Source organism: Paracoccus amoyensis (genome assembly GCF_014490725.1).
Taxonomy (GTDB): domain Bacteria; phylum Pseudomonadota; class Alphaproteobacteria; order Rhodobacterales; family Rhodobacteraceae; genus Paracoccus; species Paracoccus amoyensis.
Genome location: NZ_JACOQL010000004.1, coordinates 163,613 through 189,511 on the forward strand (window position 1 = coordinate 163,613; position 25,899 = coordinate 189,511).

At 60.6% G+C, this 25,899-nt stretch carries 24 protein-coding genes, 1 tRNA gene and 1 pseudogene; 20 read left to right on the top strand and 6 right to left on the bottom strand.

The features are described from left to right. The 9 genes and pseudogenes from H4P12_RS13300 to H4P12_RS13340 all read left to right on the top strand — a co-directional run bounded on the left by H4P12_RS13300 (position 1) and on the right by H4P12_RS13340 (position 8,951). Positions 1 to 986, top strand: a pseudogene (locus tag H4P12_RS13300) (TRAP transporter substrate-binding protein). Between the two features lie 64 nt (positions 987 to 1,050). Beyond that, on the top strand, positions 1,051 to 1,644 hold the full coding sequence (locus H4P12_RS13305) for a TRAP transporter small permease (protein ID WP_187794160.1): 594 nt from the start codon (positions 1,051 to 1,053) through the stop codon (positions 1,642 to 1,644). 4 nt (positions 1,645 to 1,648) lie between these two features. Beyond that, entirely contained in the window at positions 1,649 to 2,929 is a 1,281-nt protein-coding gene (locus H4P12_RS13310) for a TRAP transporter large permease (protein ID WP_187794161.1), read from the top strand. Next, a complete protein-coding gene (locus tag H4P12_RS13315; RefSeq protein ID WP_187794162.1) occupies positions 2,926 to 3,207 on the top strand; it encodes a cupin domain-containing protein in 282 nt (93 codons plus the stop codon). The genes H4P12_RS13310 and H4P12_RS13315 overlap by 4 nt, the downstream gene beginning before the upstream one ends. Before the next feature lie 10 nt (positions 3,208 to 3,217). Beyond that, positions 3,218 to 4,042 (top strand): 5-dehydro-4-deoxy-D-glucuronate isomerase, encoded by an 825-nt coding sequence (gene kduI, locus H4P12_RS13320; RefSeq protein WP_187794163.1) that lies wholly within the window; start codon positions 3,218 to 3,220, stop codon positions 4,040 to 4,042. Then, the gene (gene kduD / locus H4P12_RS13325) at positions 4,039 to 4,764 is read left to right on the top strand and encodes a 2-dehydro-3-deoxy-D-gluconate 5-dehydrogenase KduD (RefSeq protein WP_187794164.1); all 726 of its coding nucleotides are present in this window, start codon (positions 4,039 to 4,041) and stop codon (positions 4,762 to 4,764) included. The genes kduI and kduD overlap by 4 nt, the downstream gene beginning before the upstream one ends. Continuing rightward, positions 4,742 to 6,202, top strand: coding sequence for a mannitol dehydrogenase family protein (locus H4P12_RS13330; protein WP_187794165.1), 1,461 nt, complete (start codon positions 4,742 to 4,744; stop codon positions 6,200 to 6,202). The genes kduD and H4P12_RS13330 overlap by 23 nt, the downstream gene beginning before the upstream one ends. Beyond that, on the top strand, positions 6,174 to 7,652 hold the full coding sequence (locus H4P12_RS13335) for a UxaA family hydrolase (protein WP_187794166.1): 1,479 nt from the start codon (positions 6,174 to 6,176) through the stop codon (positions 7,650 to 7,652). The genes H4P12_RS13330 and H4P12_RS13335 overlap by 29 nt, the downstream gene beginning before the upstream one ends. A 165-nt stretch (positions 7,653 to 7,817) precedes the next feature. After that, positions 7,818 to 8,951 carry a hypothetical protein gene (locus H4P12_RS13340; protein WP_187794167.1) on the top strand — a complete coding sequence of 378 codons (1,134 nt, stop codon included), beginning with the start codon at positions 7,818 to 7,820 and terminating at the stop codon, positions 8,949 to 8,951. Positions 8,952 to 9,042: 91 nt separating this feature from the next. Here the strand turns inward: H4P12_RS13340 and H4P12_RS13345 are convergent, their stop codons facing one another. From H4P12_RS13345 to H4P12_RS13355, 3 genes are read right to left on the bottom strand one after another with little or no spacing between them, the layout of a single operon-like run. Further along, positions 9,043 to 9,969, bottom strand: a complete 927-nt coding sequence (locus H4P12_RS13345) for a sugar kinase (protein ID WP_187794168.1) — start codon at positions 9,967 to 9,969, stop codon at positions 9,043 to 9,045. Then, positions 9,966 to 11,177, bottom strand: coding sequence for a mannonate dehydratase (gene uxuA / locus H4P12_RS13350; protein WP_187794169.1), 1,212 nt, complete (start codon positions 11,175 to 11,177; stop codon positions 9,966 to 9,968). The genes H4P12_RS13345 and uxuA overlap by 4 nt, the downstream gene beginning before the upstream one ends. A 22-nt stretch (positions 11,178 to 11,199) precedes the next feature. Next, positions 11,200 to 11,877: a GntR family transcriptional regulator gene (locus H4P12_RS13355; RefSeq protein ID WP_343069829.1), complete on the bottom strand. Its 678-nt coding sequence runs from the start codon at positions 11,875 to 11,877 to the stop codon at positions 11,200 to 11,202. 178 nt (positions 11,878 to 12,055) lie between these two features. Between H4P12_RS13355 and H4P12_RS13360 the strand changes: the two genes are divergently transcribed. The 9 genes from H4P12_RS13360 (at position 12,056) to aroQ (ending at position 21,535) form a co-directional block, all read left to right on the top strand. Beyond that, positions 12,056 to 13,258: an efflux RND transporter periplasmic adaptor subunit gene (locus tag H4P12_RS13360; protein ID WP_187794171.1), complete on the top strand. Its 1,203-nt coding sequence runs from the start codon at positions 12,056 to 12,058 to the stop codon at positions 13,256 to 13,258. A gap of 1 nt (position 13,259) precedes the next feature. After that, a complete protein-coding gene (locus tag H4P12_RS13365) occupies positions 13,260 to 15,218 on the top strand; it encodes a MacB family efflux pump subunit (RefSeq protein ID WP_187794172.1) in 1,959 nt (652 codons plus the stop codon). A gap of 71 nt (positions 15,219 to 15,289) precedes the next feature. After that, on the top strand, positions 15,290 to 16,351 hold the full coding sequence (locus H4P12_RS13370; RefSeq protein ID WP_187794173.1) for an ABC transporter ATP-binding protein: 1,062 nt from the start codon (positions 15,290 to 15,292) through the stop codon (positions 16,349 to 16,351). 57 nt (positions 16,352 to 16,408) lie between these two features. Further along, the gene (locus H4P12_RS13375) at positions 16,409 to 17,635 is read left to right on the top strand and encodes an ABC transporter substrate-binding protein (protein ID WP_187794174.1); all 1,227 of its coding nucleotides are present in this window, start codon (positions 16,409 to 16,411) and stop codon (positions 17,633 to 17,635) included. 16 nt (positions 17,636 to 17,651) lie between these two features. After that, positions 17,652 to 18,554, top strand: coding sequence for a carbohydrate ABC transporter permease (locus H4P12_RS13380; protein ID WP_187794175.1), 903 nt, complete (start codon positions 17,652 to 17,654; stop codon positions 18,552 to 18,554). A gap of 3 nt (positions 18,555 to 18,557) precedes the next feature. Further along, complete coding sequence (locus tag H4P12_RS13385; RefSeq protein ID WP_187794176.1) at positions 18,558 to 19,403, top strand: carbohydrate ABC transporter permease; 846 nt, start codon at positions 18,558 to 18,560, stop codon at positions 19,401 to 19,403. Beyond that, complete coding sequence (locus H4P12_RS13390; protein WP_187794177.1) at positions 19,400 to 20,152, top strand: SDR family NAD(P)-dependent oxidoreductase; 753 nt, start codon at positions 19,400 to 19,402, stop codon at positions 20,150 to 20,152. The genes H4P12_RS13385 and H4P12_RS13390 overlap by 4 nt, the downstream gene beginning before the upstream one ends. 150 nt (positions 20,153 to 20,302) lie before the next feature. Then, the gene (locus H4P12_RS13395; protein WP_187794178.1) at positions 20,303 to 21,052 is read left to right on the top strand and encodes a sulfite exporter TauE/SafE family protein; all 750 of its coding nucleotides are present in this window, start codon (positions 20,303 to 20,305) and stop codon (positions 21,050 to 21,052) included. A 48-nt stretch (positions 21,053 to 21,100) separates the two neighbouring features. After that, complete coding sequence (gene aroQ / locus H4P12_RS13400) at positions 21,101 to 21,535, top strand: type II 3-dehydroquinate dehydratase (RefSeq protein ID WP_187794179.1); 435 nt, start codon at positions 21,101 to 21,103, stop codon at positions 21,533 to 21,535. On the opposite strand, the gene otsB is transcribed toward aroQ, so the two are convergent. After that, positions 21,536 to 22,249 (bottom strand): trehalose-phosphatase, encoded by a 714-nt coding sequence (gene otsB, locus H4P12_RS13405; RefSeq protein ID WP_187794180.1) that lies wholly within the window; start codon positions 22,247 to 22,249, stop codon positions 21,536 to 21,538. A gap of 96 nt (positions 22,250 to 22,345) precedes the next feature. On the opposite strand from otsB, the gene trxC reads away from it, so the two are divergent. Continuing rightward, entirely contained in the window at positions 22,346 to 22,783 is a 438-nt protein-coding gene (gene trxC / locus H4P12_RS13410) for a thioredoxin TrxC (RefSeq protein WP_187794181.1), read from the top strand. A 63-nt stretch (positions 22,784 to 22,846) separates the two neighbouring features. Next, a tRNA-Ala gene (locus H4P12_RS13415) sits at positions 22,847 to 22,922 on the top strand. Between the two features lie 780 nt (positions 22,923 to 23,702). Here the strand turns inward: H4P12_RS13415 and pcaD are convergent. Next, positions 23,703 to 24,482, bottom strand: coding sequence for a 3-oxoadipate enol-lactonase (gene pcaD, locus H4P12_RS13420; RefSeq protein WP_187794182.1), 780 nt, complete (start codon positions 24,480 to 24,482; stop codon positions 23,703 to 23,705). Position 24,483: 1 nt separating this feature from the next. Next, entirely contained in the window at positions 24,484 to 25,866 is a 1,383-nt protein-coding gene (locus H4P12_RS13425) for an MFS transporter (RefSeq protein ID WP_187794183.1), read from the bottom strand. Positions 25,867 to 25,899: the final 33 nt, after the last annotated feature.

Here is a 25,899-nt window from a genome sequence, read left to right on the forward strand (position 1 = left end):
ATGAAACATCTGAAAGTGACACTTGCCGCGCTGCTTGCATCTGCCGCGCTGACCAGTGCGGCCGCCGCGGCGGATTGCGAAATCACACTGCGGTCGTCCGACACGCATCCCGACGGCTATCCCACGGTCGAGGGCGTCAAGGCGATGGCGGTCGAGGTCAAGGAAAAATCCCAGGGCCGCATCGCATCGAAGTGTTCCCTTCCTCTCAGTTGGGCGAAGAAAAGGATACCATCGAACAGACCCAGTTCGGTGTGATCGACATGGTTCGCGCATCCTTTGGCACGTTCAACGACATCGTGCCGGAAACGCAGCTTTTCTCGCTGCCCTATCTGTTCCGCTCGGAAGACCACATGCACAATGTCATGGACGGCCCGATCGGCGAGGAATTGGGGCGGGCGTTCGAGGACAAGGATCTGGTCGCACTGGCCTATTACGACGGCGGTGCCCGCAGTTTCTATAACTCGCAAAAGCCGATTCAGTCGATTGAGGATCTGAAGGATATGAAGTTCCGCGTGATGCAGAACGATGTCTTCGTGGACATGATGTCGGCGCTTGGCGCGAATGCCACGCCAATGCCCTATGGCGAGGTTTATTCATCCATCCAGACCGGCGTGATCGACGGTGCGGAAAACAATTTCCCCAGCTATGACAGCTCTGGTCACGCCGAGGTCGCCAAATATTTCACGCTGGACCAGCATCTGATGGTGCCGGAGCTGGTGGCCATGTCCAAATCCAGCTGGGACAAGCTGTCGCCCGAGGACCAGACGATCCTGCGTGACGCCGCGCGCAATTCGGCAACCGTTCAGCGCCAGCTTTGGGCAGATCAGGAAAAGGCATCCGAAGACAAGGTCGTCGCGGCCGGGGCCGAGATTGTTCGCGACATCGACAAGCAACCCTTCATCGACGCGATGGGCCCGGTTTACGAAAAATACGTGACCACGCCCGAAGCCCAGGATCTGGTCAAGCGGATTCAGGATACGCAGTAACCGCTTGCCGCCCGCGCATCCCACACGCGCGGGCGGCTGCGTTTCAGCCAAGAGGAAGGGACCGATGCGGAACGGATTGATAAAACTGGCCGATGTGACCGGGCTGATCGCCCGTGGCGCATTGTGGCTTGCGGGCATCGGGCTGGTCCTGATGACGGTCTTTGTCTTTGCCCAGGTGTTCTATCGATATGTCGTCGGCCACAGCTTGTTCTGGTCGGAACCGGCAGCCGTCATGCTGATGGGCTGGTTCATCTTTCTGGGCGCGGCGGTCGGTGTGAAGGAGGGCTATCACCTGTCTTTCGATGTCGGCCTGATGGTCGTGCCCGAGAGCTGGCGGCCCTGGTTTCATACGCTGTCCGATCTGGTGGTGACGGCCTTTGGCTTTGGCATGGCGTGGTATGGCCAGCAATTGGCGGCCAAGGCGGCCGGTGGTGCCATTCCGGGGCTTGGAATTTCCCGGATCTGGGATTTTGCGCCGCTGATCGCGGGTGGTCTGCTGCTGATTCTGTTTTCGGCCGAACGCATCCTGCGCCGGGCAGTGGGCCTGCGCACGCTGCGCTTCGGCGATATGGACGACGCCGCCGATGGGGAGCTTGACGGCCATGTCCGTGGACCAGTTGCCGAACAAGCCCTGCGCGATCATCAAGGCAGAAGGTAAGTACATGGAATATTGGATATTATTCGGCAGTTTCGCAGGTCTGCTGCTGATCGGCACGCCGGTGGCTTTCTGTCTTGGCGCGGCCAGTTTCTTTACCGTGATGTATTTGGGCCTGCCGCCAGTCGTGGTGTTTCAGCGGTTGAATTCCGGCATCTCGGTCATGGCGCTGATGGCCATTCCCTTTTTCATCTATTCCGGCGATCTGATGGTGCGCGGCGACATCGCCCGCAGGCTGGTCGCGCTTGCGGGGGCGCTGGTCGGGCACCTGAAAGGCGGGCTGGGCCAGGTCAATATCATGGCCTCGTTGATGTTCGGCGGTGTGTCCGGCTCTGCTGCTGCGGATGCGTCGGCGGTTGGTGGGCTGATGGTGCCGCAGATGAAAAAACGTGGCTATGATGTCGACTATGCGGTCAATATCACCGTCGTCAGCTCGATCATCGCGCTGATGATCCCGCCCAGCCATAACATGATCATCTACTCGATCGCCGCGGGCGGAAGATTGTCGATTGCCGATCTGTTTACCGCGGGCATCATCCCTGGCCTGCTTTTGGCCGTGCTGCTGATGATGGCGGCCTGGTGGGTCGCCAAGAAAAAGGGTTATCCGACCGATCCGTTCCCCGGTTTCGCCGTGATGGGGCAGCTTTTCGTGTCGGCCCTGCCGGGGCTGATCTTGATCGCGATCATCTTTGGCGGCGTGCGTTCGGGGGTGTTTACGGCGTCGGAATCCTCGAACATCGCGGTCGTCTATGCTCTGCTGGTGACCGCGTTGGTCTATCGCAGCCTGCCCTGGAGCGAGTTTGTCGAGGCAACCATAGGCGCTGTCCGCACCACCGCAATGGTGCTGCTGGTCATCGGCTGTGCAGCCTGTTTCGGATGGCTTCTGGCCTATCTGAAAGTGCCCGCGCAACTGGTTCAGATGTTGCAGAACGTGTCGGACAATCCGCTGGTGATTCTGTTGCTGATGAACGTGATCCTGCTGATCCTTGGCACCTTCATGGACATGTCGCCGCTGATCGTCATTACGACGCCGATCTTCCTGCCGGTGGCGATGGCGTTCGGGGTGGACCCGATCCATTTCGGGGTGATCCTGATCCTGAACCTTGGCATCGGGCTGTGCACGCCGCCGGTTGGCGCGGTGCTGTTTGTCGGTTGTGCCGTGGGTCGCATCAGCATCTGGCAGGCCATGCGCACGATCTGGCCCTTCTACGGCGCGGCCTTCGCGGCGCTGATGCTGGTCACTTATATCCCCGCCCTGTCCCTGTGGCTGCCATCGGTGTTCAAATGAGCGACCCTGTCAGAACCGTTCTGGCCCATTCCCCCGAATTGATGGTCGTCCGCTTTGCCTTTGCGGCGGGCGACCGGGGCGCGCTGCACAGCCACCCGCATGTCCAATCAACCTATGTCCAGTCCGGGCGCTACCAATTCACGATGGCGGACAAGGAGTTCGAGATTGGACCGGGCGATGCCTTTGTCATTTCCTCGGGGGCCGAACATGGCTGCCTGTGCCTTGAAGCGGGCGAGTTGATCGACAGCTTTACCCCCCGCCGCGACGATTTTCTGTGAAAGGACCGTTATGCTGACCGTTGACACCCGCCACGCCATTCATCCCGAACATGCCAAGGGGATGGATACCGATGCCCTGCGGCGGCATTTCCTGACCGAGGGCATGTTTGCCGATGGGGAAATCCGTCTGGTCTATACCCATTACGACCGCTTTACCGTTGGTGCGGCCGTGCCTGCGGGTGGTTCGCTGACGTTGGACAAGGTCGAGGAGACCAAGACCGACAGCTTTCTTGAGCGGCGCGAAATGGGCGTTGTGAATATCGGCGGTCCGGGCACAGTTCAGGCCGGTGGTCAAAGCTGGGACATGAATTACGGCGATGTGCTGTATCTGGGCATGAGGTCCGGGGCGGTGACGTTTTCCGGACAGGGGCGGTTTTACATCACGTCCTGCCCCGCCCATCACGCCTATCCCAGCCGTCTGATCACCGTTGCGGACGCCAAGGAAATGAAGACCGGCGCGGTCGAGACATCGAACAAGCGGACCATCCGCCAGTTCATTCACCCGCTGGTCATGGAAAGTTGCCAACTGGTGCTGGGCTATACCACGTTGGAGGACGGCTCGGTCTGGAACACGATGCCCGCCCATGTCCACGACCGCCGGATGGAGGCGTATCTGTATCACGGCATGGCCCCTGAATCGCGGGTGCTGCATCTGATGGGCGAGCCGCAGGAAACCCGGCATATCTTTGTCGCCAATGAACAGGCCGTCATCTCGCCCACATGGTCCATCCATGCGGGGGCGGGTATCGGCGGCTATACGTTCATCTGGGCGATGGCCGGTGACAATGTCGATTACACCGATATGGACTTTGTTCAGCCGGAGGATTTGCGGTGAACCCGTTTTCGCTGGACGGCCAGACGGCCTTGGTCACCGGCGCGAATACCGGCATCGGGCAGGCGATTGCCGTCGCCATGGCGCAGGCGGGGGCCGATGTCATCGCCGCAGGCCGTCGCGATTGCGATGAAACGCTGGCGCTTATGGGATCGGGGCAGGGGATGCGTCTGGATTTCTCCGATCCGATGGCTGCGCGTGACGTGTTTGCGGATCAACAGATCGACATTCTGGTGAATAACGCGGGGATCATCCGCCGCAACGACGCTGTCGATTTCACCGAAGCCGATTGGGACGACGTGATGGACGTGAACGCCAAGGCGCTGTTCTTTACCTGTCAGGCATTTGCCCGTGCCGCGTTGCCGCGTGGCCGGGGCAAGATCGTCAACATCGCCTCGCTTCTATCCTTTCAGGGCGGTATCCGTGTGCCCTCCTATACCGCCAGCAAGCATGGCGTGGCGGGCCTGACCAAGCTAATGGCGAATGAATGGGCGTCGCGTGGGCTGAACGTCAACGCCATTGCGCCGGGCTATATCGAAACCAACAATACCAAGGCGCTGCGCGCCGATCCCGACCGCTCGCAGGCGATCCTTGAGCGCATCCCGGCCGGCCGTTGGGGCAGGGCGGAAGATATCGGCCAGACCGCCGTCTTCCTTGCTGCGCCCGCGTCGGATTACATCAACGGTGCGGTGCTGAACGTCGATGGAGGCTGGCTTGCAAGATAGGCTGTATCGCGAACCGTCAACCGCGCCCGCAGGCATCGTCCATCTGGGTCTTGGTGCGTTTTTCCGCGCCCATGGTGCGATCTACATTGCCGAGGCGATGAAGGTGTCAGGCGGCAATTGGGGCGTGGTCGGCGTCTCGCTGCAATCCTCGGGCACGCGGGACAAGTTGCGCCCGCAGGGCTGGGCCTACACCGCGCTGGAACTGGCCCCCGATGGCGAAAAGCCGCAGGTGGTGACGGTGCTGCGCGATGTGCTGGTCGCCCCGGAAAATCCGCAAGCCGTGCTGGATGCCATGGCCTTGCCGGATGTGAAAATCGTCAGCCTGACGGTGACGGAAAAGGGGTATTGCCACGAACCATCCACCGGTCGGCTGAACCGGGGGCATCCTGATATCATTCACGATCTGGCAAGCCCCCTTCCGAAGTCCGCGCCGGGCTTTCTGGTCCGCGCCCTGGCTGCGCGCAAGGCTGCGGGACTGCCTCCGTTTACCGTGCTGTGCTGTGACAACCTGCCCGAAAACGGGCGCGTTGTGCGGGGTGTCGTTCTGGAACTGGCCGGACTGATCGACGCCGATCTGGCGGATTGGATTGCGACGCAGGGTGCCTTCCCATCGACCATGGTGGACCGCATCGTGCCTGCCACGACCGCCGCTGATCTGGACCGGCTTCAGGCGCTGACCGGCGATCGTGACGAAGCCCCCGTGATGCACGAGCCGTTTCGGCAATGGGTGATCGAGGATGATTTCGTCGGAGCCGCCCGTCCCGATCTGGCCTCGGTCGGTGCGCAGTTGGTGGGTGATGTCACCCCCTTTGAACATATGAAGCTGCGAATGTTGAACGGGACGCATAGCGCGCTGGCCTATCTGGGGTATCTGGCAGGGTATGAAACCATCGCCGATACGGTGGCAGATCCCGCCTTTTCGGCCTTCGTGAAGGTGCTGTGGCGGGGTGAAATCATCCCCGCCCTGATCCCGCCGCCCGATGTCGATCTGGCTGCCTATGCCGATGCCCTGCACGCCCGGTATTCCAATCCCGCGATCCGTCACCGGACCTGGCAGATTGCCATGGATGGCAGCCAGAAGCTGCCGCAGCGTATCCTTGGCACCATCGCCGAACATCGCGCGGCAGGGCGCGATGTGCCGGGGCTGACATTGGCCGCCGCGGCATGGATGCGCTACGCTTCGGGGCGCGACGAGAGGGGAGGCTTGATCGAGGTCAAAGATCCGTTAGCCCCTCGACTGGCGGCGCTATGGCAGGACGATCCCGCGCAAACCGTCGCTGGCTTTCTGGCTTTGACCGAGGTGTTCCCCCCCACCTTGCGCGATGATGCACAATTCGCCGACGATCTGATCGCAGCGCTGCAAAAGCTGGTCCAAAGCGGTGCGCAGGCCAGCGTGGAAGGAGTGGTCGATGCCCGATCCCCTGATCCTGCATCCTGATGACAACGTGGCGATCCTGACCGAAAAGGGTATCGCCCCCGCCGGTCACAAGATCGCCCGACGCGCGATTCCCAAGGGGGCAGAGGTTGTCAAATACGGCCAAACCATCGGCTACGCGACCGATGACATCGCAGCAGGTGCCCATGTCCACAGCCATAACTGCGTCTTTGGCGAACATGGCCGCGACTATCATCCGGGTGCTGCCTTGGATGCCGCCCACAAAGCGTTGCGGGCGCGGCAAGGCCCGCTGCTGACCTTTCAGGGCTATCGGCGCAGCGATGGTTCGGTCGGGACGCGCAACTATCTGGCGCTGGTTGCGACGGTGAACTGCTCGGCCACGGTTATTCGTCGCGCGGCCGAGGAAATTCGCATCGAAGGGGCGCTGGACCCCTATCCCAATGTCGATGGCGTCGTGGCCTTTGCCCATGGTTCCGGCTGCGGCATGGCCGATAGCGGGCCGGGCTGGCAGGCGTTGCAGCGGGTGCTGACCGGACATGCGGGGCATCCCAATGTCGGCGCCGCGCTGTTCGTGGGCCTTGGCTGCGAGGTGATGCAGATCGCCCGGATGAAACAGGATCTGGGCGCGGCGGCACGTTTTCACGGGCTGACGATTCAGGACACCGGCGGGACGCGTAAAACCATCGACGCCATCAAAGTCCACATCCGCGAAATGCTGCCCGTGCTGAACGATGTTCGCCGCGAAATCGCACCTGCGTCAGCCCTGAAAATCGGGCTGCAATGTGGCGGATCTGACGGATTTTCGGGGATCACGGCCAATCCGGCACTTGGGGTCGCCAGCGATATTCTGGCCGCACAGGGGGCATCGATGGTGCTGTCCGAAACGCCCGAAATCTATGGAGCCGAGCGGTTGTTGCTGGACCGCGCAGCGTCACCCGCCATTGCCGAAAAGCTGTTGGAGCGGATCAGGTGGTGGGAAGATTACACCCGCCGGAACGGAGCCTCATTGGATAACAATCCAAGCCCCGGCAACAAGGCGGGCGGGCTGACAACGATCCTTGAGAAGTCACTTGGTGCCGTGGCCAAGGGCGGCAGCGCGCCATTGGAAGCCGTGCTGGAATACGGGCAACCGATCACCGTGCCGGGGCTGAATTTCATGGATACGCCCGGCTATGATCCCGTATCCGCCACCGGCCAGATCGCGGGCGGGGCGCAACTGATCGTCTTCACGACCGGGCGCGGATCCGCGTTCGGATCAAAACCCGCCCCGACGATCAAGCTGTCCACGAACGACCGGCTGGCCGCCGCCATGCCCGACGACATGGACCTGAATTGCGGCGATATTCTCAGCCAGCGCGTTCCGTTGGAGGACAAGGCCCGGCAGATCGTCGATCTGATTTTGGCGACAGCTTCGGGTCAGGTCACCAAAAGCGAGGGGTTGGGACTGGGCGATCATGAATTCGTGCCGTGGCAGATCGGGGCGACGGTTTAGGGATCAGGTTGCGGGTGAAAATGGCTGCTTTGCGCGACGAAGGGTAAATTAGCTGCGCACGCGCCAGTGTCCGCTGCGGTGCATGGGCGCTGCGAGAAATGCTGCTTTTGACTGTGAAACGTCGAGTCTTTATTATAGGCTAGTCCCGGACTGAGAGGGTCATTCATGACAACGCAAATTCAGTTTCTTTTAACCTATCGCTTGGAAGGATACGTTTTCAATCCTCTTCGACCTCAGGGATTGAGTTTCAGTAACGCAGCGACGGGCGTGGAAATTGAAATTAGGGCGGGCGGAAAAGAGGGTGATTTCGAGTTTGGCCATGGAAACTTGGAACTTCGAGCCAAGATTTCTTGTCATGCAACTGAGCGCCAAATTGGTTTTGTTGATAAATTTCTTAGTGAACGCATCGTGGATCCCCGTGAAACGCAGGTTCCGCTGCCATACGTCATTCGTCAAGAAGAGGTGGTCTCCTCTGATGGGAAGATTGCCAATGGCTATAGTCCGACATCGGATTTTTTGCCGATAGACTTGCAGGCGCTTTGTACCTCGAAAGGTGAAGAACTTAAGAAACATGCTGTTCGCTTTGTCCGATTGCTTAGATGGCTCGAAAAGGCACAGGGACCAGAAAAGATCTGCGACTGTAGCGACCCGCGTTTCAGATTATATTGGAGAACTAATCAAGGACAATATTATAGCGTTCCTTGGCCGAGGCAGGAGTCCATTACTTTAACTAATGACGGCTTTGGTGGACTCACATGGTCGAGCGAAGACCAGCAGACGTTTTCAGAACTGTGGATTAATGAGAACCAGCATGAGCCACTAGGGCATCAGCTCTTGCGCGAGGCTAAAGAAATCGTAGAGCAAAATCATCGAAGTGCATTACTGATCTGCTATTCAGCGCTTGAGGTCGGAATTAAACAGCATATCTCTAGGTGCGCACCTGATGCTGGCTGGCTTGCAATGTACGCGCCCACTCCACCACTATTTAAGATACTTAGGGATTACTTGCCAGAGATTCACAAAGGTAAGCAGGCCGTCGAAAACTGGGCCAAAATTAGACCCGAACTGAAATTGATTGATCGCTTCGTAGAAGATCGCAACAAGCTTGCACATCGCGGGGAAAGCATTTCCGGCTCACTCGATGACTACCTCAGGATTACAGAGGACTTGCTGTTCGCCTTTGACGTTCTTGAAGGGCACTGTTGGGCCAAAAGCCGCGTTAGCCGACATTTTGGTCAATTGCTAGGCTGGAAGCCAACTACACGCGAATCCTCGATAACTATACAAATTCTCGAGTAGCAAACTTGAAACTCAAGAAGCGGACATTCCTGCAACTTGCCGCACTTGTCAAATTGGCCTCATAGCGGGCACTGCTGTCAGCAGCCTTTGCTCAATACTGCACAACAGCCTTAACCGCCTCTGGCACCAATGCCCCGCGATACCGGATCACCTGACGGCTGAGCGCGTGGCCCGCGCGGATCGCGGTGGCGCAATCCGCGCCTTGGATCATTGCGGCCAGATAGCCTGCATTGAAGCTGTCGCCCGCTGCGGTGGTGTCCACGGGCGTGTCGGGGGTCAGGTCGGGCAGGTGGCCATCGCCTTCGGAGCCGCCAAAACGCATCGGGCCGCCGCCGTTTTTCACCACGACATGTTTCGCGCCCAGTGACAGGTAACGGCGGATGGTGGCAGCGGGGTCGGGATCGCCGAAATGGGTCGCCTCATCGTCAAAGCTGGGCAGGATCAGGTCGGCCCCTGCGGCAGCCGCTTCGATACCGGCCCGCATGGCGGCGGCATCTTTCCACAGGCGTGGGCGAAGGTTGGGGTCGAAAACGATCTTGGTGCCGTTGGTCCGGGCCTTGGCCAAAGCCTGCGCCAGATTGGTACGGCCCTGTTGCGAGAGAATTGCCAGGCTTATCCCGGAATAATAGGCGATGGTGCTGCCGTCCAAGGCCCGGTCCAGCGGGCCGGGATCATCGGCCAGCAATCTGGCGGCCGAGCTGTCGCGCCAATAGGAAAAACTGCGCTCACCATCCTTCAGAGATATGGCGTAAAGTCCGATTTCTCGGAAAGGATCGCGGGCGATATGGCTGGTGTCGATCCCCTCGGCCGTCAGAAAATCCAGCATTTTTTGCGAAAATTCGCCCTGGCCGACACGGGTGAAATACCCGATGCGCCACTCCGGCCCGATCAGGCGGCGCAGATACCATGCGGTGTTCAGCGTATCGCCCGCAATGCCCAGCCGCCACAAATCGGCCTGCCCGGCGGCGGACAGTTCCAGCATCGCTTCGCCGATGGAAAGGAAATGGGGCGCGGTCATTTCGCAGCCCCGCGATGGTGCAATGCGGCCTCGACTCCGCGCAATTCGGCCAGCCCCTTCAGGCGACCGATGGCGGGATAGCCCGGTTGGCCGCCGCGCCCGATATCGTCAAGGATATCCTGCCCGTGATCGGGGCGCATCGGGATGATGGCATCTTCGCGCCCCTCGGCGCGGCGGCGGGTTTCCTCGGCCAGGACGGCGTCGATCAGGGCGACCATATCGGTCTGCCCGCCCAGATGCTCATCCTCGAAAAAGCTGGCGGGAATGGTGTCATTATCGCGGCGCACATTGCGCAGATGCAGGAAGTGGACGCGATGGCCCAGACGTCGCATCATGCCCGGCAGATCATTGTCATGCCGCGCGCCCAGCGATCCAGAGCAGAGCGTGATCCCGTTCGCGGGCAGGTCCACGGCGGCGAGGCGTTCGGCATAATCCGCCTCGGTCGACATGACGCGGGGCAGGCCCAACAGCGGAAAGGGCGGATCGTCGGGGTGGCAGCACAGGCGCATGCCCAGTTCCTGCGCGACCGGGGTGACCTGTTCCAGAAAATCATGGAAGTTCTGGCGCAACACAGCGTCGGTCACAGGGGCATAGCTGTCCAGCAGATCGCGGACATTGGCCATGGACAGCCGTTCGGCGGCGCCGGGCAGGCCAAAGACGACATTGCCGGCAAGCTGTTCGCGCCGCGCATCATCCATGCCCGCAAAGCGCCGGTTGGCGGCGTCACGAATGTCGTCGGGAAAGCTGTCAGCGGCACCTTTGCGTTGCAGGATATGGATATCGAAGGCCGCGAAGTCGATCAGGTCAAAGCGCATGCAGCGTGCACCTGTGGGACGCCGCCACGCCAGATCGGTGCGGGTCCAATCCAGCACCGGCATGAAGTTGTAGCAGATCACCCGAATGCCCGCCGCATGCAGGTTCCGCATCGAGGTGATCCAGTTTTCAATATGGCTGCGCCAATCGCCGGTCTGGGTCTTGATCGCTTCGCTGACTGGCAGGCTTTCCACAACCTCCCAGGTCAGGCCAGAGGGGGTGCCGTCCTTCATGCAGGCCAGGTCGTTCTGGCGCTTGGTGATTTCCTGTGCGGTCCAGACTGTGCCGGTCGGGACATGATGCAATGCGGTGACGACGCCCTGCACGCCAGCCTGCAGCATGTCGTCGATGGAAACGGGATCATTCGGCCCAAACCAACGCCATGTCTGTCGCATCTGGAAAATCCTTCCGTTGGTGTCAATCGGTGAAAAATTCGGGCTGTGCCTGTCGGATCTGCGGCATGTCGTCCAGGATCTGGCGCAAATGCGCGCGCATAGCGGCTTCGGCGGCATAACTGTCGCCAGCGGTCAGTGCATTCAGGATAAGCTGATGTTGATCGATGGTGTGCTGGCGGTCAAAGACGCGCATTGACAGATGGCGCAGGCGGTTGATTTGCGCCTTCAGCCGCTCAAGATCGTTCCAGACGGCCTCATGTCCCGCAGCGATGGCCAGCTGACGGTGGAAACGGTCATCGGATTCAACGAAGCATTCAACGTCATCGGGACCAAGATATTGCTTCTGCAAGTCAATCTGGGCCTGCATCGCGGCCAGCCCATCCTTCGGACGCAGCTGGGCAACCATTTTTGTCAGATCGCTTTCCACCGCCTCGCGGATCAGGCGGGCGGACAGAACCGCACCCACGGATATCTTGCCGATATAGGTGCCGCGTTGCGGCTTTACCTCGGCCAGTCCGTCGGCGGCAAGTCGGATAAAGGCTTCGCGCACGGGTTGCCGACTGATGCCGATTTCGGCGGCGATTTCTGTTTCGCTGATGCGTGCGCCCGGTGGCAGATCCGTGGTTTGCACACGCCGCCGCAGCCAGTCATAAATCTGACTGGCGGTTGTTGGCGGCGTCGTAATGATGGCTTGATCCACATGGTCCCCCTGCAATGCCGATATGATATGGCATACTTCCATACAAGTAAAGATGATCGCCGTTTACCTTTGGTTTCCGAAGAAGCTGGCAACAGCGCATGAACAAGTATTCGCGCGGGCGGATTCGATTCGCGACAGCACAGCCGTCTGTCCCGCCAGAAAGAACGGAATAAGCGGTATGAAACGGTTCGGACGGATTGTCAGCCTGCTGATCCTTGCGGCACTGGTCATCAGCGGGCTTTACCTGTGGCGGGCCGATTCCAGCGCGCAGACGCCTACGGTCATGACCGCGCCAGTGACACGTGCAACGATTGAGCAGACCGTGCTGGCCAATGGGATATTGAAGCCCTCGCGATTGGTTGCGGTTGGTGCGCAGGTGTCGGGGCGGATCACGGCCGTCGATGTGCAGTTGGGGCAAGATGTGCAGGCAGGCGATCTGATCGCGGAAATCGATTCCGTGACCCAGACGAATGAATTGCGCACGGCGCAAGCGGCGCTGGCAAATATGCAAGCGCAGTTGAAGGAACGTCAGGCCAACCTGACGCTGGCGAACACCACCCTGGAACGGCAGCGGGAAATGGTGCAGCGCCGTGCTTCGGCCCAAAGCGAATTGGATACGGCGGATGCGGATGTATCGGTTCTGGAAGCGCAGATAGAGGCGCTGAATGCCCAGATCGAACAGGCCAGAGTCGCCATCGAAAATGCACAGGCCAATGTGGATTATACCCGTATCACGGCACCCATTGACGGCACGGTTCTGGCCATCGTCAGTCAGGAAGGTCAGACGGTCAACGCAAACCAATCCACCCCCACAATCGTCATTCTGGGCCAGTTGGATCAGATGACCGTGCGGGCCGAAATCTCGGAAGCGGATGTGGTGAATATCAAGGCCGGGCAGTCGGTCTATTTCAACATTCTGGGAGAGCCTGACACACGTTATGAATCGACGCTGGAATATGTCGAGCCTGCGCCGGAAACGATCCGCAGCGACAGTCTGATCACCACCGACGCCACGACCAGCAGTGATGAGGCGATCTATTACAACGGGGTCTTTACGGTCCCGAATGCCGACAGGCATCTGCGCACCTATATGACGGCGCAGGTCTATGTCGTGTTGGGCCGTGCCGAGAATGCGCTGACGGTCCCTTCAAGCGCCTTGGCCGAACGCGATGCGGCGGGCGACTATACGCTGCGCATCAAAGGGCGAGATGGGCAGATCGAAACGCGCAAGGTTCGGATCGGGTTGAATGACCGCGTGCAGGCGCAGGTGCTTTCTGGTCTGGCAGAAGGTGATCAGGTCGTGACGGGCGAGGTGTCGGCAGCGACCGCGGCAGCATCCACCACTGGTCGCGGTCGCGCTCGTGTGCCGATGGGGCTGTGACATGGCGGATGATGCATTGATCCGGCTGTCGGGGCTTCGCAAGGAATACCCGTCCGGCGACAACCAGATCGCCGTTCTGAAAAATATCGACCTGACCATCCGTGCAGGCGAGATGGTGGCGATTGTCGGGGCGTCGGGTTCGGGCAAATCCACGTTGATGAATATTCTTGGCTGTCTGGATCGCCCGACCAAGGGCAGCTATCAGATCGCAGGCCGCGAAACCGCGCAACTGAACGCGGATGAACTGGCGGCGCTGCGGCGCGAACGTTTTGGCTTTATCTTTCAGCGCTATCATCTGCTGTCGGAATTCACGGCGCTTGGGAATGTCGAGGTTCCGGCGATCTATGCGGGCGAAGCGCCATCGGCCCGTCGGGACAGGGCCGCGGCGCTGTTGGGCCGGTTGGGGATGGGCGAACGCACGGATCACCGCCCGTCACAGCTTTCGGGTGGCCAGCAGCAGCGCGTGTCGATTGCGCGTGCGTTGATGAACAATCCGGACATCATTCTGGCGGATGAGCCGACGGGCGCGCTGGACAGTCAGTCCGGGCAGGAGGTGCTGCGCATTCTGGATGAACTGCACGCCGAAGGGCGCACTGTCATCATCGTGACGCATGATCTGTCGATTGCCGAACGGGCGCAGCGGATCATCCAGATCAGCGATGGCGAAATCGTCGCGGATCGCCAGACCGACCGCGTTGTGGGCGGCGCGGACAGGGGAATGGCATCGGCCATGCACAAGATGGGCGGGTTTCTGACCTCATTGCCGAAACGATCTGCGGAAATTCTGCGGATGGCGCTGCTGGCGCTTGGGGCGCATAAGCTGCGGACCTTTCTGACCATGCTGGGAATCATCATCGGCATTGCCTCGGTCGTGTCGGTGGTGGCACTGGGGGCAGGGTCGCGGGAAAAGGTTCTGGCCAATATTTCGGACCTTGGGACGAACACGCTGCAAATTTATGCGGGTGAGAATTTTGGCGACATGCGTTCCGGCCGGATCACGACGCTGGTCGTTGACGATGCCACGGCGCTGTCGAAACAAGCCTATGTCGCGGCCGTGACGCCCAGCGTGCAAAGTTCGGTGACGATCCGTCAAGGCGCGCAAGAGGCGACCGGCCAGATCAATGGCGTGGGCGAGCAGTATTTCAAGGCGGCGGGCAGCACCTTGCTGGACGGGAATGTCTTTGACGCAGGCAGCGTGGCGTCGATGGCTCAGGTGGTGCTGATCGACACGAATACGCGCGATGCCATGTTCCCGAACGGTGAATCGCCCTTGGGAAAGGTCATCACGGCAGGGAACGTGCCCTTGCGGATCGTCGGCGTGGTGCAGGCCAGCCAACGCGGACCGGGGGGCGGCAATAGTCTGGCGCTCTTTGCGCCCTATACCACGGTGCAATCGCGGCTGTTGGGGTCAATGACGCTGAACAGCATTACCGTGCAGGTCGCCGATGACGTGGACACCGATCTGGCCCAGCAGGCGGTGACGCAACTGTTGACACAACGCCATGGGGTCAAGGATTTCTTCATCGTCAACACCGACGAAATCCGTCAGACCATCACCGCAACCACGCAGACGCTGACCCTGCTGATCGCGGCGATTGCGGTGATTTCGCTGATCGTCGGCGGGATCGGGGTGATGAACATCATGCTGGTGTCGGTATCCGAACGCGTGTCAGAGATCGGGGTGCGCATGGCCGTTGGGGCCAGACGATCCGATATCATGCAGCAATTCCTGATCGAGGCCGTTCTGGTCTGCCTGATCGGCGGGGCATTGGGGGTCGGCGCAGCACTGGCCTTTGGCGTGGTGTTTTCATCCATCAGCAGCAATTTCACGCTGGTCTATTCGACCGGCTCTATCGTCGCGGCATTCCTCAGCTCGACGCTGATCGGTGTGGCCTTCGGCTTTCTGCCTGCGCGCAGTGCCGCGCGGCTGGACCCGGTCGTGGCGCTGTCGAAGGGCTAGGCTTTTCCCGGTCCGCGGCGGTCGCTATGGTGGCGGCTGGAAATGAACGGCAGCGAAAGACTGGGATAAGCATGGCGTCAGTCAGTTTCGACAAGCTATCCAAAAATTACGGCACGTCGCAGGTGGTGGATGGGATTGATCTGGACATTGCCGATGGCGAATTTCTGGTGCTGGTTGGCCCGTCCGGTAGTGGCAAATCCACGGTTCTGCGGATGCTGGCGGGGCTGGAGGCCGTCACCTCGGGCGAAATCCGGATTGGCGGGCAGCGGGTGAACCATCTGCAACCACGTCAACGCGACATCGCCATGGTGTTTCAGGATTATGCCCTTTATCCGCACAAGACCGTTCGCGAAAATCTGGGCTTTGGCCTGAAGGTTCGCGGCATTCCGGGCGATGAGGCGCAGCGGCGGATCATTGATGCGGCCGACATGCTGGGCATTGCGCAGCTTCTGGACCGTCGCCCCGGTCAGCTATCGGGTGGTCAGCGTCAGCGTGTCGCGATGGGCCGCGCCATCGTGCGCCGCCCGCAGGTCTTTCTGTTCGATGAACCATTGTCGAACCTTGATGCCAAGCTGCGCGGTCAGGTGCGGACCGAAATCAAGCGGCTGCATCAGGCGCTAGGCACCACCATCATCTATGTCACACATGATCAGGTCGAGGCGATGACACTGGCCGACCGTATCGTGATCCTGCGTGGCGGCGCGATTGAACAGGTCGGCACCCCCGATCAGATCTATAACACCCCCGCCAATATCTTTGTCGGCGGCTTTATCGGCGCGCCAGCGATGAATTTTCTGCCCGCGCGGATTGCGGGGCATGTCGCGCATGCCGCGGATGGCCTCAGCTTCGATCTGTCGCAACTTGGGGCGATTCCGCAGGGCGACGTGGTCCTTGGGATGCGGCCCGAACATATCCGGGCAGGGTCGGGGGCGGGTATTGATTTCAGCGGGATCGTGCAAGTGGTCGAGCCTTTGGGCGCCGATACGCTGGTCCATATTGGCATCGGCGATGCGACCGTGACCGCGCGATTGGAACCGACGCAGAAACCAAAGCCGGGCCAGCGGGTTCAGCTTAACATCGCGCCCGGCCATATTCATGTGTTCGACGCCGTGACCGAACGCGCAATGCTTTGACAAAACAACCTGCATGGGCTGCTCTTGCCTGCAGGACGCAAGAACCGGGAGGATACGATGAAACACCTGTCACTGGCGGCGCTGGCCGCCATGGGGGCCTTGGCCAGTCCCGCCTTGGCCGATGCCGATCTGCGGATTTTCATTTCCAGCCAGCATCAGCCCGATGTCTGGCGGCAGGTGCTGGACAGATTTGAACAGGCGACCCCCGGCGTCAGCGTGGAAATCGAAACCGGCGGCAACACGTCCGAGGCGCAGGCTCAATATCTGAACACGCTGATGTCGGCGCAGGATCCGTCGCTGGACGTGATGATCCTTGATGTCGTGCGTCCGGCGCAATTCGCGGCAGCGGGCTGGACCCTGCCGATCGAGGATGTGGACATGGCACAATATCTGCCCGCCTATGCCGAAGCGAATACCGTTAATGGCAAGGTCGTCGCCTTGCCCGCCTTTGCCGATGCGATGTTCCTGTATTATCGCACGGACCTGCTGGAAAAGCACGGCGTTGCGGTGCCCACGACATGGGATGAATTGCGCGAGGCTGCCAAAACCATTCTTGCGGCCGAAGGCGATGACAGCCTGCAAGGGCTGTCGTTTCAAGGCAAGCCCATCGAGGGCACCGTCTGCACCTTCCTGCTGCCTTATTGGAGCCTTGGGGAAAATCTGGTCGAAGATGGCGCTCTGACACTGGACGAACCTGCGGCAATCGCCTCGATGCAACTGTGGAAAAGCTTTGCCGAGGATGGCACCTCCAAGCCCAACATCTCGGAAGTGGCGACCGATGACACGCGCAAGGAATTTCAGGCGGGCGATGCCGTTTTCGCGGTGAACTGGTCTTATGCCTGGGCGCAGGCACAGTCGGATGAATCCGCCGTGAAAGGCAATGTCGGCGTGGCCCGCCTGCCTGCGATGGAAGGGGGGCAGCAGGCAAGTTGTCTGGGTGGCTGGGAATGGGGCGTGTCGGCCTATTCCGAACATCCGGCCGAGGCGACCGCGCTGGTGAAATATCTGTCCAGCCCTGACGTGGCCGAATTCATGGCGGTGAACGGAGCGCTGCTGCCGGCATTCCCGCAGGTTTACGAGGACGCAGAGGTTTTGGCCGCAGCGCCGTGGTTTGCCGATGCGAAGCAAGTGGTGGAAACCGCCCGCGCACGCCCCGTCACCCCTCGTTACGCCGAAGTCAGCGAAGTGATCCGCACCACGCTCAACGCGGTTCTGGCCGGGGTCAGCACGCCGGAAGAAGGTGTGGCGGCGATTCAGTCGCGTCTGGCGCGCGTGCTGCGCTGATGCGCGGAAAAGCCCGATGACTGCGCCACACAACCCCCGGTTTGCATGGCTGACCGACCCCGGCGACCGGGGGTTGGCAATCATGCTGCTGGCCCCGCTGGCGCTGCTGGTCACGCTGATCGTGGTCTATCCGGTGCTGCGGCTGTTCTATACCAGCCTGTTTGACCATTCGCTGACCTCTGGCCTGCCGCCGCGCTTTGTCGGGTTGCAGAATTTCGGCCTGATGCTGGACGATCCGACCTTCTGGACGACGCTGAAGAACACCCTGTTGATCACGCTGGTCACCGTGCCGGGGGCGTTGATCATGGGACTGGCGATGGCGCTGATGGCGAATATGCCGTTCAAATATCACTGGCCGGTGCGGCTGTCCCTGCTGATCCCCTGGGCGCTGCCACTGGCCTTTGCCGGGCTGATCTTTGCGTGGTTCTTTCATTCGGAATATGGCGTGGTGAACGACATCCTGCGCCGCTTCGGATTCCAGCCGGTGATCTGGTTCAACTCGCCCGGCTGGTCGATGACGGCGATCTGTCTGACGGTGATCTGGAAGACATCATCCTTCATGGCGTTGATCCTGCTGGCCGGGCTGCAAACCATTCCGCGATCCCTATACGAAGCGGCGGATGTGGATGGTGCGGGCAAGCTGCGGCAGTTCTGGGAAATCACGCTGCCACTGCTGCGCCCGGCAATTGCGGTGGCGCTGATTTTTCGCACCATCACGGCGCTGCAGACATTCGATATTCCCTATACGATGACGGCGGGCGGGCCGGGCGGATCAACCGCAACGCTCGCCATGTATATTCATCAGAATACGGTGTCCTTTCTGGATCTTGGCTATGGCTCGGCCCTTGCGGTGGTGATGTTTCTGCTGTCGATGCTGGTGACGGTGCTGTATCTGCGCATGATCCGGGCAAGAGGATAGAGCATGGCGGATAGCCCGATATTCGGTCTGTTGTCCGGTCGCCCGCTGCGCCTGATCGTGGCGGCGATCCTGCTGATCAACGGGCTGTTTCCGGCACTCTGGATTCTGCTTACCTCGCTGAAGACCGATGCTGAGCTGACCCGGACCCCGATCACATGGCTGCCACATGCGCCCACGCTGTCGAACTATGCGACCGCCTTCAGCGATCAGCCGCTGCATCTGTTCCTGTTCAACAGCTTCATGGTCGCGCTGCTATCGACGGTTTTGACACTGTTCGTGTCGGTGCTGGCGGCCTATGCCATCGCGCGGCTGAACCTGCGGTATCGCGGCGTGATCCTGTCGGCCATCGTGGCGGTGTCCACCTTTCCGTTGGTGACGCTGCTGGTGCCGCTGTTTGAAACCATGCGCGCGCTGTCGCTGCTGAACACATGGGCCGCGCTGATCCTGCCCTATGCGGTGCTTAGCCTGCCGGTCTGCACGCTGATCCTTGTGTCCTTTTTCGAAACCATCCCGCGCGATCTGGAAAACGCGGCGATGATAGACGGCTGCACCCGGATCGGAGCACTGTTCCGCATTGTCGTGCCATTGGCCGCGCCGGGCGTGTTCACCGCGGGAATTCTGGCCTTTGTGAATGCCTGGGACGAATTTCTGTTGGCGCTGTCATTCAATTCCAGCCCGCAACTGCGCACCCTGCCGGTTGGTATCCAGATGTATCAGGGCGAATTCACCTTTCCATGGCCGGTGATTTCGGCCGCGCTGATCGTCGGGATCGTTCCAGTCGCGATCCTGATCGTGATCTTTCAGGAACGCGTCGTCGCGGGATTGACCACAGGAGGAGTCAAGGGATGAGCGATTACACAACGGTCAGCTATGCCTCCTTGCGCGGCCGGCATGTGCTGATTACCGGCGGCGCGTCGGGCATTGGGGCCGAAATGGTGCGTGCCTTTTGTGGCCAAGGTGCGCAGGTCTCATTTCTGGATATCGATACACATGCGGGCAGGGCGTTGGCCGACGACACCGGGGCCGCGTTTCTGACCGTTGATCTGACCGACATTGATGCGCTTCGTGTCGCGGTGGCCCAGGTGCAGACGCATGGGCCGGTGCAGGTGCTGGTCAACAACGCCGCCCGCGATGACCGTCATCTGATGGGCGATGTGCAGCCCGATCACTGGCGGCGCATCTTGGCATCGAATCTGGATCATCAGTTCTTTGCCACGCAGGCAGTCGTGCCGGATATGGCCAAGATGGGTCGCGGCTCGGTCATCATGATGGGGTCGGTGTCGTGGATGCGCGGAATGCCGGGCATGGCGGGCTATACCGCCGCCAAAGCCGCAATCAACGGAATGACGATCAGCCTGTCGCGCGAATTGGGGCCGCTGGGCATCCGTGTGAACTGCATCGTGCCCGGCGCAGTCGTAACCGAACGGCAAAAGGCCCTGTGGTTGACCCCGGAAACGGAACTGCAGATCCTGAATGAACAGGCGCTGAAATTCCGGCTGCAACCCGAACATATCGCGCGGATGGCGTTGTTTTTGGGGTCGGACGAAAGCGCGGGTGCGACGGGCGCAAATTTCATCGTCGATGCGGGCCTAAGTTAAGCGCAGGTCTAAGTTAAAGGCTGGCCTTGGCCCAAGGTCGGGGCATTTTCGCGACAGTCTGGAAAGTTTTTCCTGTTTTGGGAAGGGCAATCTGCACTTTCGGCAAAACATATGCGATGGCCCTGTGAGAACAGGGAAGGGGCGTCGCACATGTTGGACTATGTCGTTCTTATCATTGCGGGTTTTCTGGCGGGCATTTTGAACGCGGTCGCGGGCGGGGGCACGTTTTTGTCCTTTCCGGCGCTGGTCTGGGTGGGTGTCCCACCGATCATGGCCAACGCCACCGCAACCTTTGCCGCCATGCCGGGATATATCAGCAGCGCATGGGCGTTCCGCAGCGATGTTCGCGCCCAGGGCGTTCTGAGCCTGCGTGAAATCACGCTGATTTCAATCCTTGGCGGCTTCCTTGGCGCGCTACTGCTGCTGGTCACCTCACCCAAGGCGTTTTCGGCAATCGTGCCGTGGCTTTTGCTGCTGGCGACGGTGTTGTTCGCCGCCGGACCCTGGCTGTTAAAGGCTGTGCGTCGCAATGGAGGGGCAGGGCCGGGGCGCATTGCGGCCTTTTCCATGGTTCTGGCCGTGACCATCTACGGCGGCTATTTCAACGGCGGTTTGGGGATCATGCTGCTGGCCGTCTTCGGGTTGATCGGCTTTACCGATCTGAACGCGATGAACGGGTTGAAGGCGCTGATTTCTGCCGTGTTGTCGGTCGTTTCGGTTGCCACTTACATCGCGGCGGGGCTGATTGACTGGCACTATCTGGTGCCTCTGGCGATTGCCTGCGCCTTGGGCGGCTATTGCGGCGCGATGGTGGCCCGGCGGATCACCAATCCGGCCCTTCTGAAGGCGTTCATTACGCTGGTCGGCGTGCTGATGACTGTGGCGTTTTTCATGGCATAAGCCCCGCCCGCAGGCTAGCTATGAACAAACCACAAGCCCGAGGATGCCATGTCCACAATCTATATCCTGAATGGTCCGAACCTGAACCTGCTGGGCAAACGGCAGCCTGAAATTTACGGCCGCGAAACGCTTGACGATGTCGCAGACCTGTGCCGCGACGTGGCGGGGGGGCATGAAATCAAACTGCTGCAATCGAATTGGGAAGGTCAGATCGTCGACTGGATTCACGAGGCGCGTGAAAAGGCCGCAGGCATTGTCATCAATCCGGCGGCTCTGACCCATACATCGGTTGCGGTGCTGGATGCGCTGAACACCTTTGACGGGCCGGTGATCGAGGTTCACATCAGCCAGATCCACAAGCGCGAAGCGTTCCGCCATCATTCCTATGTCTCGCTTCGTGCCGATGGCGTGATAGCAGGATTGGGGATCGAAGGCTATGCCGCCGCCGTGCGGCGCATCGTATCGCTGTTGGGGCGGGGCTGATCAAGGGTCTAGCCACGCGGCCAGCGCCGCCGGATTCGCCACGCGGTAATGGGCAACGGTTTCTCCGTCACCAACCTTGATGGCGATGCCGCCGCGCGCTTGGGCTTCGGCCATGGCAACCTCATCCGGCAAGTCATCGCCCGCATAGACCGGGATACGACCACGATAGGGTGAAAGTTCCATCAGTCGGTCCAAGGCTTTGTCTTTGCCGACCCCGGCGGGCCGTAACTCGACCTGCATTTTCGCAGCTTGCAGGCCGGTGCCCGGAAAGTCCCGCTGCAACTGTCGCATCGCAGCATGAACAACCTCTGCCAGACTTGGATCGGCGCGATAGTGCAGAACGACGCCGTGCCGCTTTTCTTCGACCAGGATCGGAGGATAGCCGCGGGCAAACTGATGCGCGGCCGCGTGAAGGGCCGGGATATCCAGTTGGGTGTCATCGGTTGTGCTGATGGTGCGGCCATCCAGCGACAGTTCAGCCCCATGGCTTCCCGAAATCGCCCCGGGAAAATCGGGCAGATATTTGCGCAAGTCCGAGATGTCCCGTCCGGTAATCAGTGCCACCGCGCCTCCCAGCCGATCATACAGGCGATGCAGCATTGCCGGCAGCCCCGGTGGAAGATTCACCGCGTCCGGTGTGACGGGCACCTCTGCCAGCGTTCCATCGAAGTCCAGAAACAGGGCGTTTTGTGAGGTCAGGCGGGCTGGAAGCATCTTGGTCCTTACGAAAAACGTGCAAATATCACGCCGGCAAATGTTGCGATCGGCAACGTCGCCCCTCATATCCCTAGCAGATAATCCGGGGGTGTCATGTCTGCAAAGAAACTGGTCTGCCTAAGCTGTGCCCAGACAAACCGCGTTCCCGACGACAAGCTAAGTGCAAATCCGAAATGTGGCACTTGCGGTGCTGCATTGATGCCGGGCAAGCCGGTGGCCATCGATTTCAGGACGCTGGAAAAGGCTGCGAAAACCGACGAGGTCGCGTTGATGGTCGATTTCTGGGCGCCGTGGTGTGGTCCATGTCGCGCGATGGCCCCCGAATTTGAAAAGGCGGCCCTGAGCCTGAAAGGAAAGATGCGTTTGGCCAAGATCGACACGCAGGCCTATCCGCAAACATCATCACGATGGAATATCCGTGGCATCCCCGCGCTGATCGTCTTTCGTAACAGCCGAGAGATCGCCCGCGAAGCAGGTGCACGGCCCGCCGCCGATATCGTCCGCTTTGGTGATGCCGCCGCCCGGTCGTAACGCATCCCCACCGTTCTGGACCCTTCTTGACAAGGTCTCCAAGCAGGGCCAAAAAAAGCAGATGGGGCCGTAGCTCAGTTGGTAGAGCGCGTCGTTCGCAATGACGAGGCCAGGGGTTCGATTCCCCTCGGCTCCACCAGTTAATACGCAAAAGTTCGCGATAAAATTACGCGGCATCAAGATACTAGGGAATATTTATATCTAGCGATCGCGCGACTTTCTTCGTTTTTTGCTACATAGTTAGCTATTGCACGGCCGTAATTTGAGACATTCTGAGTGACAGCGACAGAGCTCGGCAACCGATGCGCCTTCCTCGCCCCTCTTCAGAATGACCGCCGTCTGCGCTTCCGAGAACTTCAATGCCTTCACCGTCTTCTGCTCCTCTCCCCGCCGGGAAATGCTAGCCGAAAACTCCGGTTTCAAGCGATCCAGTTTTCAAGGGGCAGAGCAAACCTGAGGACGGATTATGAAGCGAATGAGATTCACGAACGAACAGATCATCGGGATCCCGGGCGAGCATGAGGTTCGGCCCCGTGCGCATGGCAAGGCATACATCGCCGTTCAGACCGGCGGAGCGGCAGAAGGGGGCGGAAGGGTGTCGGGAAGATGGTGGTATACGCGTGACATCCTTATGGTGCGAATGATGATCTCGCTACCAGAAACGAGGAGGCCATCGCATTCCATCCTTAGTGCAATCTAACGCACCTGAGCATCAAGTTTGGGATCGAGGCCCGACTGTTCAACCGCGACACGTTCGGAAACGGAGGCGCTTATCGCTGACGGTCGTATGCAGGCATGGCGACTACCTCAGCGTTCCGGCGCTTCCAACAGGACCGGAGCTGACGTGACGACACCGGCCGAATCGCTGGCTCGGCCGCCCGTCATCGTGAGGCCGATCATCTGAGAGCGCCGTTTTGCGTTAGCAAAGGAAATCCGTCAGTGCCGCATTGAAGCGCGTGGCGGATTCGACATTGACGATATGGCGGCCCGGAAGGATCAGGTGCCGCCCGTCGCGCGCGCCTTGGGCGATCGCCGCAAGATTGGCCGGCGGACAAACGGGATCGTCCGCGCCAGAGATCGCCAGAAGCGGACGTGTGATCTGATCCATCCCGTCGCGCAGATCGGCACACGCAAGTGCCGCGCAGGCCCCCAAATAACCGTCCGTCGATGTCGCGGCAAAGCTGGTCAGGATCGCCTCGACGGCCTTGGGGCGTCGCTGTCGAAAATCCGGCGTGAACCAGCGTTCTTCTGTTGCCGCAAGCTGCGCGTTAAGGCCGTTTTGCTGCACCTCTGCGATCCGGGCATCCCATCCCTCGGGCGTGCCGATCCGCGCGGCGGTGGCGCAGACCACAATCCGGTCGAGCCGCGCGCCCGCGTTGATTGCCAGCCATTGCGCGGTCAGCCCGCCGATGGACAGGCCGCAGAAATGCGTGCGCTCGATTGCCAGCGTATCCAGCAACGTCAGCACATCGGCGCCCAGATCGGCCAGGCTGTAAGGGGGCGGTGGCGCCGACGACAGGCCGTGGCCGCGGCGGTCATAGCGCAGGATGCGGAATTCGCGTGCCAGGCCTTCGACCTGGGCATCCCACATCTGCATGTCGGTGCCCAAGGAATTGCAGAGGGTCAGCCATGGCCGGTCCCCTGCCGGCCCGTCGATACGGTAGTGAAGGCGATGGGTCGGCAGGGTCAGATAGGGCATGTCAGGCTTTCACGACCGGAGTGTCGGCGGATGATGCCGGCTGTTGGCCTTGCATGGCCGTGGCGGGCAGGCTGGTCGCGTTGTTGCGGGCGTTGCTCAGCGCATAGACCAGCATTGCCACGGCTGCGATGGCTGCAGGGATCGCGAAGATCAGGAAGTTCTGACCCAGCGGCAGCCCTTGTGCCAGCAAGAGCCCGCCGATCGTCGGCCCGACGATGGCGCCGATCCGGCCCACGCCCGAGGCCCAGCCCAGCCCGGTCGAACGGACCGACAGGTTGTAAAGCTGCGCGACACTGGCATAGAGCAGGATCTGCGTGCCGATGGTCGTGGCCCCGGCGATGAAGACCAGCCCGAACAGGATTGCAGGCACCGGGTTCATGCCGATCAGCGCGATGGACAGTGCGGCGGCGGCGAAATAGCCGACGACGACCTTGGGCAGCCCCAGCCGGTCGCCCAGCCAGCCGCCGGCCACCGCGCCGGCCATGCCGCCGAAATTCAGCGCAAACAGGCTCAGCAGGCTGGCGCGTTCGGCATAGCCGGCTTCCTGCAGGACCTTGGGCAGCCAGGAGGACAGCAGATAGACCAGCAGCAGGCAGCAGAAGAACGAGGCCCACAGCATGGCCGTCGGCAGGGCGCGGCCATGGCGGAACAGCTCGGTGACCGAGGCGGAGACGCCCTTGCTTTCGCTGAAGACCAGCCGGTCATCGGCGGCCAGCGGCATATCGGGATTGACCTTGGCGAAGATGCGCCGGGCTTCGTCCTGCTTGCCCTGACGGATCAGGAAACCCAGCGATTCCGGTAGCTTCCACAGCACCAGCGGGAACAGCACCAAAGGAACGGCGGCGATATAGAACATCGGTTTCCAGCCGAATTCGGGGATGATGCCGATCCCCAGCCCGGCGGCGACCATGCCGCCCACCGAATAGCCCGAGAACATCAGCGCCACCATGGTGCCGCGCAGGCGCTTGGGGGCGTATTCGTTCATCAGCGCGACGGCGTTGGGCATCAGCCCGCCGCAGCCCAGGCCGGCAATGAAGCGGAAGATCTTGAACTGCTCGGGCGTATTGGCAAAGCCGGTCAGCACGGTGGCCGAGGTGAACAGCACGAAGCTGATGGCCACGCCTTTCTTGCGGCCGATCCGGTCGGCCAGCGACCCCAGCCCCAACGCCCCGAACATCATCCCGAACAGCGCCCAGGCCTGCAACGCACCGGCCTGCGGCTTGGTCAGCCCCCATTCGGTGATCAGCGTCGGCAGCACGGTGCCGGCGACGAAGACGTCATAGCCGTCCACCACCAGCAGCACACCGCATAATGCGACCACCATCCATTGAAATCGTCCGAATGGGCTTCGGTCGATGGCCTCGGTCACGTCTATATTACGCATTTCTTTTCCTCCCTGGTTTTTCATTGAACTGAC

Excerpts from the sequence above, each read along its gene's own strand:
- H4P12_RS13425 (WP_187794183.1), bottom strand. The coding sequence starts at position 25,866 with ATGCGTAATATAGACGTGACCGAGGCCATCGACCGAAGCCCATTCGGA.
- H4P12_RS13360 (WP_187794171.1), top strand. The coding sequence starts at position 12,056 with ATGAAACGGTTCGGACGGATTGTCAGCCTGCTGATCCTTGCGGCACTG.
- kduI (WP_187794163.1), top strand. The coding sequence starts at position 3,218 with ATGCTGACCGTTGACACCCGCCACGCCATTCATCCCGAACATGCCAAG.
- H4P12_RS13340 (WP_187794167.1), top strand. The coding sequence starts at position 7,818 with ATGACAACGCAAATTCAGTTTCTTTTAACCTATCGCTTGGAAGGATAC.
- H4P12_RS13370 (WP_187794173.1), top strand. The coding sequence starts at position 15,290 with ATGGCGTCAGTCAGTTTCGACAAGCTATCCAAAAATTACGGCACGTCG.
- aroQ (WP_187794179.1), top strand. The coding sequence starts at position 21,101 with ATGTCCACAATCTATATCCTGAATGGTCCGAACCTGAACCTGCTGGGC.
- trxC (WP_187794181.1), top strand. The coding sequence starts at position 22,346 with ATGTCTGCAAAGAAACTGGTCTGCCTAAGCTGTGCCCAGACAAACCGC.
- H4P12_RS13310 (WP_187794161.1), top strand. The coding sequence starts at position 1,649 with ATGGAATATTGGATATTATTCGGCAGTTTCGCAGGTCTGCTGCTGATC.
- H4P12_RS13375 (WP_187794174.1), top strand. The coding sequence starts at position 16,409 with ATGAAACACCTGTCACTGGCGGCGCTGGCCGCCATGGGGGCCTTGGCC.
- H4P12_RS13335 (WP_187794166.1), top strand. The coding sequence starts at position 6,174 with ATGCCCGATCCCCTGATCCTGCATCCTGATGACAACGTGGCGATCCTG.
- H4P12_RS13390 (WP_187794177.1), top strand. The coding sequence starts at position 19,400 with ATGAGCGATTACACAACGGTCAGCTATGCCTCCTTGCGCGGCCGGCAT.
- H4P12_RS13315 (WP_187794162.1), top strand. The coding sequence starts at position 2,926 with ATGAGCGACCCTGTCAGAACCGTTCTGGCCCATTCCCCCGAATTGATG.
- H4P12_RS13345 (WP_187794168.1), bottom strand. The coding sequence starts at position 9,969 with ATGACCGCGCCCCATTTCCTTTCCATCGGCGAAGCGATGCTGGAACTG.
- H4P12_RS13330 (WP_187794165.1), top strand. The coding sequence starts at position 4,742 with ATGGAGGCTGGCTTGCAAGATAGGCTGTATCGCGAACCGTCAACCGCG.
- otsB (WP_187794180.1), bottom strand. The coding sequence starts at position 22,249 with ATGCTTCCAGCCCGCCTGACCTCACAAAACGCCCTGTTTCTGGACTTC.
- uxuA (WP_187794169.1), bottom strand. The coding sequence starts at position 11,177 with ATGCGACAGACATGGCGTTGGTTTGGGCCGAATGATCCCGTTTCCATC.
- H4P12_RS13395 (WP_187794178.1), top strand. The coding sequence starts at position 20,303 with ATGTTGGACTATGTCGTTCTTATCATTGCGGGTTTTCTGGCGGGCATT.
- H4P12_RS13380 (WP_187794175.1), top strand. The coding sequence starts at position 17,652 with ATGACTGCGCCACACAACCCCCGGTTTGCATGGCTGACCGACCCCGGC.
- H4P12_RS13305 (WP_187794160.1), top strand. The coding sequence starts at position 1,051 with ATGCGGAACGGATTGATAAAACTGGCCGATGTGACCGGGCTGATCGCC.
- pcaD (WP_187794182.1), bottom strand. The coding sequence starts at position 24,482 with ATGCCCTATCTGACCCTGCCGACCCATCGCCTTCACTACCGTATCGAC.
- H4P12_RS13385 (WP_187794176.1), top strand. The coding sequence starts at position 18,558 with ATGGCGGATAGCCCGATATTCGGTCTGTTGTCCGGTCGCCCGCTGCGC.
- H4P12_RS13365 (WP_187794172.1), top strand. The coding sequence starts at position 13,260 with ATGGCGGATGATGCATTGATCCGGCTGTCGGGGCTTCGCAAGGAATAC.